Here is a 7,309-nt window from a genome sequence, read left to right on the forward strand (position 1 = left end):
GCGGGCGCTGCTCTCGGCGGTCAGCCATGACCTGCGCACACCCTTGGCCGGAGCGAAGGCGGCGGTGTCCAGCCTGCGCAGCGATGACATCGAATTCTCCGCCGAGGACACCGCCGAACTGCTGGAGACGATCGAGGAATCGGTGGATCAGCTCACCGCGCTGGTGGGCAATCTGCTCGACTCGTCGCGGCTGGCCGTCGGCGTGGTCACGCCGCAGCTGCGGCGGGTGTATCTGGACGAGGCGGTTCACCGCGCCCTGGTGAGCGTCGGCATGGGCGCCCGCGGGTTGCGGCGCGCGGCAATGGACCGGGTGAAGGTCGAGGTCGGCGACGTCTCGGTGCGTGCGGACAGCGGTCTGCTGGAACGAGTGCTGGCCAACCTGATCGACAACGCACTGCGGCACGCGCCGCGCGACAGCACGGTCCGGGTCGCCGCGGAACGCACCGGCGACCGCGCCTCGATCACCGTCGTCGACGCCGGTCCCGGCGTGCCGCCCGGCACGGAGGAGCAGCTGTTCGAGCCGTTCCAGCGCCTCGGGGACCGGGACAACACCACCGGCGTCGGGCTCGGCCTCTCGGTGGTGCGTGGGTTCGTGGAGGCGATGGGCGGCACGGTGCACGCCGAGCCGACCCCAGGGGGAGGATTGACCATGCTCGTCGATCTACCGGCCGATGACGTGCCGAACTCCAATGGCGCGACAGGCGAGGTCGAGCAGGAGACGATGAGCGCAGGAGGTGAGGTGTGACGACACGGGAGGCGGCGGTCGTGACGAAAACGCCCGAGGCGGTGGCGACGAAGGTACTCGTGGTCGATGACGAACCGCAGATCGTCCGCGCGTTGCGGATCAATCTGTCGGTCCGCGGCTACGAGGTGATCACCGCGGCCACCGGTGCCGCGGCCCTGCGCGCGGCCGCCGACCGGCATCCGGACGTGGTGATCCTCGACCTGGGCCTACCCGACATGGACGGCATCGAGGTGCTCGCCGGGCTGCGCGGCTGGACCTCGGCGCCGGTGCTCGTGCTGTCCGCGCGAACCGACTCCGCCGACAAGGTCGAGGCGCTGGACGCGGGCGCCGACGACTACGTCACCAAGCCGTTCGGCATGGACGAACTGCTGGCGCGGCTGCGTGCCGCGGTGCGCCGCGGCGCCGCCGACGGCGACTCCTCGGCTCCCGTCGTGACGACCGCGTCGTTCACCGTCGATCTGGCCGCCAAAAAGGTGACCAAGCGCGGCGAGACGGTGCACCTGACGCCGACCGAGTGGGGCATGCTGGAGATGTTGGTGCGCAACCGCGGCAAGCTGGTCGGGCGCCGCGAACTGCTGCGGGAGGTGTGGGGCCCGTCCTACGCCACCGAGACGCACTATCTGCGGGTGTATCTGGCTCAGTTGCGGCGCAAGCTGGAGGACGATCCGTCGCACCCGAAGCACTTGCTCACCGAGGCGGGTATGGGCTACCGCTTCCAGGAGTAATCCCAGCCACCAGCAACCAGCCGTCCGGAATGGCGCGGCTTGGCGCCGCGTTGCCAGGCGCGAGCCGATCGCGACGAGAATGGCAGGATCGAACCCATGGCTGAACAGACCGCTACCACCGCCACCGCGGCGCCGACCGCGCCGGAACCGACCACGTTGTGGGTCGAGCGCACCGGAACCAGGGCCTACACCGGCCGCAGCTCCCGCGGCGCCGAGGTCCTGATCGGTTCGCAGGGTGTTCCCGGTGTGTTCACCCCCGGTGAGCTGCTGAAGATCGCCCTGGCCGCTTGCTCGGGACTCAGCGCGGACTTCGCGCTGTCGCGCAAGCTGGGCGACAGCTTCGACGCGACCATCCGGGTCTCCGGCGACGCCGACCGGGAGAACGAGGTCTACCCGCAACTGGAGGAGGTATTCGAGCTCGACCTCAGCGAACTGGACGACGAGGCGCGGGAACGGTTGCTGGTCACCGTGCAGCGCGCGATCGACAAGGTGTGCACCGTGGGCCGGACGCTCAAAGCGGGATCGAAGGTGACGCTGTCGTTCGACATCGAGGCCTGATGGACGACGCCATCCGGTTGAGCGCATGGGTGCACGGCCTGGTCCAAGGCGTGGGATTCCGCTGGTGGACCCGCGCCCGTGCGCTGGAGCTCGGGCTGGCCGGGCGCGCGACCAACGCCCCCGACGGCCGGGTGCACGTGGTCGCGGAGGGCCCGCGCCCGGCCTGCGAGCGGTTGCTCGACCTCTTGCGTTCGGGGGATACACCTGGTCGGGTGCGGTTGGTTGTGGAAAGCTGGGAGCCCGCGCGGGGTGATTTGACGGGTTTCGAGGAGCGGTAGTGGTGATTCGGGCGACGAGGGGGGAACAGCGGTGAATACGCGGAATCCGGGTGACGGCAGAGATCGAGACGACGCCCAATCCGAGCGACCGGCCGAAGACCGGCCGACGCCTGCGACCACGCCCGAGTCAGCCGACCAGACAGAGCCGTCGACACCCCCGTCCGGCGGCACGGACTGGTCGACGCCCGTATCCGCGCCCAGCGGACCCGCGCAACCGCCGGAGGTCGACTGGTCGACGCCGACTTCGGTGCCGCCGGGCACGGGCCAGGAGCCCGCAGAGGGCGCCCCGGAACAACAGCCCGGAGTGCCCCGGCGCGGCAGCGTGCAGCGTCAGGAAGCAGGCATCACGCAGCCGCGGCCGCCCACGGTGGCCGAGGCACGAGCCAGAGACAAGGCGCGCAGGCGCGCCGAAGAAGCACAGCGCGCGGCCGCGGCGACCGAGGAGGCCAAGAAGCGCAAGCGCAAGCGGGTCATGATCGGCGGTGTCGCCATCGTCGGCGTCGCCGGTCTGGTCGGCGGCGGCTACCTCGCCTATCGCGCTCTCGCCGCGCCGGACCGGGTCACGGCGTACTGCGTGAAGGCCGAGAACGGCCAGGAGGTCGTGGTCGACGACTCCCACTGCGGCGAAGGCCGTCCCGGCTTCTCCAGCGGACCGGGCGTGATCATCCTCGGCGGCGGACCGCAGTACCGCTACCACTACGGCGGCACCGGCACCATCGGCAAACCACCCACCGGCGGCACCACGATCAAGCCGAAGGGCGCCGAGATCAAGACCAAGAGTGGCGCCACCATCCAGCGCGGCGGATTGGGCAGCAAGAGCACCGGCGGAGGATCGTAGATGCGGCGCGTACGGGACACGCCCCGGCCGGGCTGGCAGCAGATCATCGAAAGCCAGGGCTTGGTCTACGGTTCCCCGGGACGGGATGCCAGCGGGCAGCCGCGGCCGTACTGGGACGAATCGGTCCACTACGAGTTCGAGATGCCGGAGATCCTCGCGTTGGAGGCCGATGTCGAACTGCTGCACTCGATGTGCCTGAACGCGGTGGAGCACATCGTGCTCACCGAGCGGTTCGCCGATTTCGGCCTGCCCGAATGGAGCTGGGGTCCGATCGCGGAATCCTGGAAACGCTCCGATCCGCACGTCTACGGACGCTTCGACCTGCGCTACGACGCGCGCCGCCCGGCGAAACTGCTGGAGTACAACGCCGATACCCCCACCTCGCTGCTGGAGGCGGCGATCGTGCAGTGGCACTGGCTCACCGACCGCTACCCCGGCGGCGACCAGTGGAACTCGCTGCACGAGAAGCTCGTCGAGCGGTGGGGCGCGCTGCGCGACGTGCTGCCCACCCCGCAGCTGCATTTCACCTGGTCCGGCGCGGACGCCACGGGTGAGGACAACGTCACGACCGCCTATATGCAGGAGACCGCGGCCGAGGCCGGGTTCGACACCGTCGCGCTGCCGATCGAGGAGGTCGGGTTCGATTCGGAGCTGGAGCGTTTCGTCGACCTGGCCGAGGCGCCGATCGAGGCGATCTTCAAGCTCTACCCCTGGGAATGGGTGCTCGACGACGACTTCGGCAAGCGCGTGGTGGACAGCCTGCCGCAGACCACGTGGGTCGAACCGCTGTGGAAGACGCTGCTGAGCAACAAGGCGATCCTCGCGGTGCTGTGGGAGATGTACCCGGGCCACCCGAATCTGCTGCCCGCCTATCTCGACCGGCCTCATGAGCTCACCGAGTACATCCGTAAGCCGAAGCTCGGCCGCGAGGGGGCGAACATGACCATCGTCGGCGCCGGCTTGGAGACCGCCACCGGTGGCGTCTACGGCGAAGAAGGCTACGTGTACCAATTGCTCGACCCGCTACCGGAGTTCGACGACATGCGCCCGGTGCTCGGCGCGTGGATCGTCGGCGACACCGCGGCCGGCCTCGGCATCCGCGAGACCGCGGGACTGATCACCGACGACGGCTCCGCTTTCGTCCCGCACCGCATCACCGACTGAGCATCGTCACCGACAAACACGAATCCGCCTCGGCCGCAGGCCAACCCATCTCGGAAGGATCAAGATGACCGCAGTCGCCCTGGAATCGGGGTACTGGAGCTCGCTGGGCGAGGGTGTGGGAGCGATCATCCTCTACGCCCTCGTCGGTTTGGTGCTCATGCTCGTCGGCTTCTACGCCGTCGACCTGACCACGCCGGGCAAGCTGCGCAAGCTGGTGGTGGCGGGCAAGCCGAACGCCATCATCGTGACCGCCGCCGGCATGATCAGCATGGCGTTCATCGTCGTGCTCGCCATCTTCGCGGTGGGCGGCGGCGGCAGGCTCTCCGAGGGCCTGATCGCGGCGCTGGTGTTCGGTCTGGTGGGCATTGTCGCGCAGGTCATCTCGGTGCGGGTCATCGAGCGGGCGCTCGGGATCGACATCGGCGCCGCGTTGCACGCCGAGACCTACACCGCCGACGTCCTCGTCGTGGCGGCCGCGCATTTCGCGCTCGGGCTGGTCGTCGCCTTCGCGATTCTGTAGCGGTCACCGCAGGCGGAGGTCATCGCGGGGCACGCTCGCGCCCGCTTCGCCGGTGCGAGCCGGTCGGTCAGGTGTCGTCCAGATGATCGAGGCAATACGCCGCCGCCGCGAGGTACTGGCGGCACTCCGGGCCGTGACCTGCGTGCACACCGCGGATGAACAGCGCGCGGTCCAGGTCGAGGCCGGTCGTGGGCTCCGCGGTGCAGTCCCGGTGCTGCGTGCGCCACAGGTCCTGCATATCCAGCGATGTCTGCATCGTGCACCTCCCATGCCTGCGTTTCAGTGCGAGAAGGCTTGCCAACATCCTTACGCCGGAGGCATACCCCTTCGCGGCTTTCGGCAATCGGGCCTTGTCATCGGGTCACCAATCGCCAGTCTTCGGGTAGCCGCGCCGCGGTGATCTCGGTGCCCTCCACCTCCAGGTCGACGGTGACCGCGCCGAGGCGCAGCGCGCGCAGCGAAACCCTCCCCCACCGCTCGGGAAGGTGCGGGCGCACGGTGAGCGTCCGGGTCGGAGCGTCCGGTTCGAGCCCGAGAAACGCGCGCACCAGCAGCAGCGGCGCGGCGCTCGCCCACGCCTGCGGCGAACAGGACGTCGGATACGGGACCGGGGTGGCGAACCGCGACCGGGGAAAACCGCAGAACAACTCCGGCAGCCGCCCGTCGAACACCGCTGCCGCGTCCAGCAATCCGACGGCCAGCTGCGTCGCGAGGTCGACCGCGCCCGGCACGTGCTGGTAACGCAGCAGGCCGGCGACCGCGATCGCCGTGTCGTGCGGCCAGACCGAGCCGCAGTGGTAGCTCATCGGGTTGTAGGCGCCCATGTTCGACGCCAAGGTGCGCAGTCCGAACCCGGAGTCCATCTCCGGACATCCCATATGCCGCACCAGTTCGGCCGCGTGCTCGTCACTTGCGATACCCGACCAGAGGCAGTGCGCCGCATTGCTGGTCAGCGCGTCGACCTGTCGCTTGCCGCCGTCCAGCGCCACGGCGTACCAGCCGCGGTCGGGCAGCCAGAACTGCTCGGCGAACTTGCCGCGCAATTCCGCGGCGCGCTCGCGCAGTTGGGCGGCCAGCCGCGGATCGTCGAAGGCGTCGGCCAACTCGGCTCTGGACAGCAGCGCCGCGTGCACATACCCCTGCACCTCGCACAGCGCGATGGGCGCCTCGGCGATATGGCCGGAGGCGTCGTTGATTCCGTCGAAGCTGTCCTTCCACCCCTGGTTGACCAGTCCGCGGTCGGTCGCGCGGCGGTACTCGACGAAACCGTCGCCGTCGCGGTCGCCGTAGTCGGTGATCCAGCGCAGCGCGGCGTCGGCGGCAGGCAGCAGTTGCCGGATCGCCTCGGGATCGGCGCCCCACCGGTGGCATTCGGCGAGCAGCATCACGAACAGCGGCGTGGCGTCGGCGCTTCCGTAGTAGATGTTGCCGCCGAGCACCTGGCCCCCGGCCGGGCCGCGGCGCATTTCGTGCATGATGCGTCCCGGCTCCTCTTCGGTGAGCGGGTTCACCTCCTGCCCTTGCAGTTCCGCCAGCTGCTGCAGGGTGCCCAGCGCGAGGTCGACTTCCAAGGGCAGCGCCATCCACGCGGTGAGCAGGCTGTCGCGACCGAACAGGGTCATGAACCACGGCGCGCCCGCGGCGACGAACGGGCGGGCGTCGCCGGATTCGTCGTGAATCTGCAACGCGCCCAGATCGCTTTCGGTGCGGCGCAGCACCCGGGTGAGCACCGGATCGGATGCGGCGATATCGGTGGCGGTATCCCGCCACGCCTCGATCTTCCGGCCCGGCGCGCTGATGCCATAGTGCTCACCGGGAGCGACCGCTTGGAAGCGCTGATTGCCCACCGTGGGCTGGGCGATGATCTCGGTCTGCCAGCACTCGCCGACCGGCACGATCACTCGCCACAGCAGCGTGCCCGGCATCACCTGGGGATCCACCGTGGCCGAGATCGAGATCCCGCGGGTGCGGTCGGCATGGTCGTGCAACACCAGTTCGCCGTCGGCGACCGTCACGTCGGCCCTCGCGTGTCCGGCCCGGCCCTCCTTCACCGCGAACAGGTCGACGAAATCGGCGTCCACATGCAACTCCAGCAGCACCGCCGTCGGCTCGCGCCCCATGTTCTCCAGGGTGAGCAATTCGTGCATGCCGTCGGCGACGATCCGTTCGCGCACCACCAGCAGCGTGCTGTCGGCCAGGCCCGCTTGCGGCGGCCTGCGCAACACGAACCTGGCGGCGAACGCCTCCGGACTCAGCACCGAAAGGGACTCGGCGGGTTTGCCGTTCACCAGCAACTCCCAGCGGGACAGCACGCGCGCGTCGCGGAAGAACAACCCGTGCGGCTTGCCCGGCTCCACATCGCCGAGCCGGTTCGACAGGCAGAACGTGCCGCCCTCCACCAGGGTCACCGAACCGCACCCCCCGAACCCGGCCGGTTCACCGGAATTCAGGGGGGCGGGACTCAATGGTGGGGTACCGCTC

At 69.5% G+C, this 7,309-nt stretch carries 9 protein-coding genes; 7 read left to right on the forward strand and 2 right to left on the reverse strand.

Features of this window, described 5'->3' with window-relative positions; translation table 11 throughout:
* From NA4_RS27540 to NA4_RS27570, 7 genes are all read left to right on the forward strand, one after another.
* Positions 1-745 (forward strand): sensor histidine kinase (locus NA4_RS27540; protein WP_245671616.1); only part of this gene is annotated, 745 nt, incomplete at its 5' end.
* The gene (locus NA4_RS27545) at positions 742-1,470 is read left to right on the forward strand and encodes a response regulator (protein WP_281180071.1); all 729 of its coding nucleotides are present in this window, start codon (positions 742-744) and stop codon (positions 1,468-1,470) included. The genes NA4_RS27540 and NA4_RS27545, both read left to right, overlap by 4 nt.
* A gap of 96 nt (positions 1,471-1,566) precedes the next feature.
* On the forward strand, positions 1,567-2,028 hold the full coding sequence (locus NA4_RS27550; protein WP_067476261.1) for an OsmC family protein: 462 nt from the start codon (positions 1,567-1,569) through the stop codon (positions 2,026-2,028).
* Positions 2,028-2,306, forward strand: coding sequence for an acylphosphatase (locus NA4_RS27555; protein ID WP_067476263.1), 279 nt, complete (start codon positions 2,028-2,030; stop codon positions 2,304-2,306). Before NA4_RS27550 ends, NA4_RS27555 begins: the two co-directional genes overlap by 1 nt.
* 31 nt (positions 2,307-2,337) lie before the next feature.
* A complete protein-coding gene (locus tag NA4_RS42855; protein ID WP_245671617.1) occupies positions 2,338-3,144 on the forward strand; it encodes a hypothetical protein in 807 nt (268 codons plus the stop codon).
* Positions 3,145-4,308, forward strand: a complete 1,164-nt coding sequence (locus NA4_RS27565) for a glutathionylspermidine synthase family protein (protein WP_067476265.1) — start codon at positions 3,145-3,147, stop codon at positions 4,306-4,308. It abuts the gene before it with no gap.
* 64 nt (positions 4,309-4,372) lie between these two features.
* Positions 4,373-4,828, forward strand: a complete 456-nt coding sequence (locus NA4_RS27570) for a DUF350 domain-containing protein (protein ID WP_067476267.1) — start codon at positions 4,373-4,375, stop codon at positions 4,826-4,828.
* A 67-nt stretch (positions 4,829-4,895) separates the two neighbouring features.
* On the opposite strand, the gene NA4_RS27575 is transcribed toward NA4_RS27570, so the two are convergent.
* Together NA4_RS27575 and NA4_RS27580 are read right to left on the reverse strand one after the other, a co-directional pair.
* The gene (locus NA4_RS27575; protein WP_067476269.1) at positions 4,896-5,084 is read right to left on the reverse strand and encodes a hypothetical protein; all 189 of its coding nucleotides are present in this window, start codon (positions 5,082-5,084) and stop codon (positions 4,896-4,898) included.
* A 97-nt stretch (positions 5,085-5,181) separates the two neighbouring features.
* Positions 5,182-7,293 carry an amylo-alpha-1,6-glucosidase gene (locus tag NA4_RS27580; protein ID WP_067476274.1) on the reverse strand — a complete coding sequence of 704 codons (2,112 nt, stop codon included), beginning with the start codon at positions 7,291-7,293 and terminating at the stop codon, positions 5,182-5,184.
* Positions 7,294-7,309 lie beyond the last annotated feature (16 nt).

The sequence above is a fragment of the Nocardia amamiensis NBRC 102102 genome (assembly GCF_001612745.1).
GTDB lineage: Bacteria > Actinomycetota > Actinomycetes > Mycobacteriales > Mycobacteriaceae > Nocardia > Nocardia amamiensis.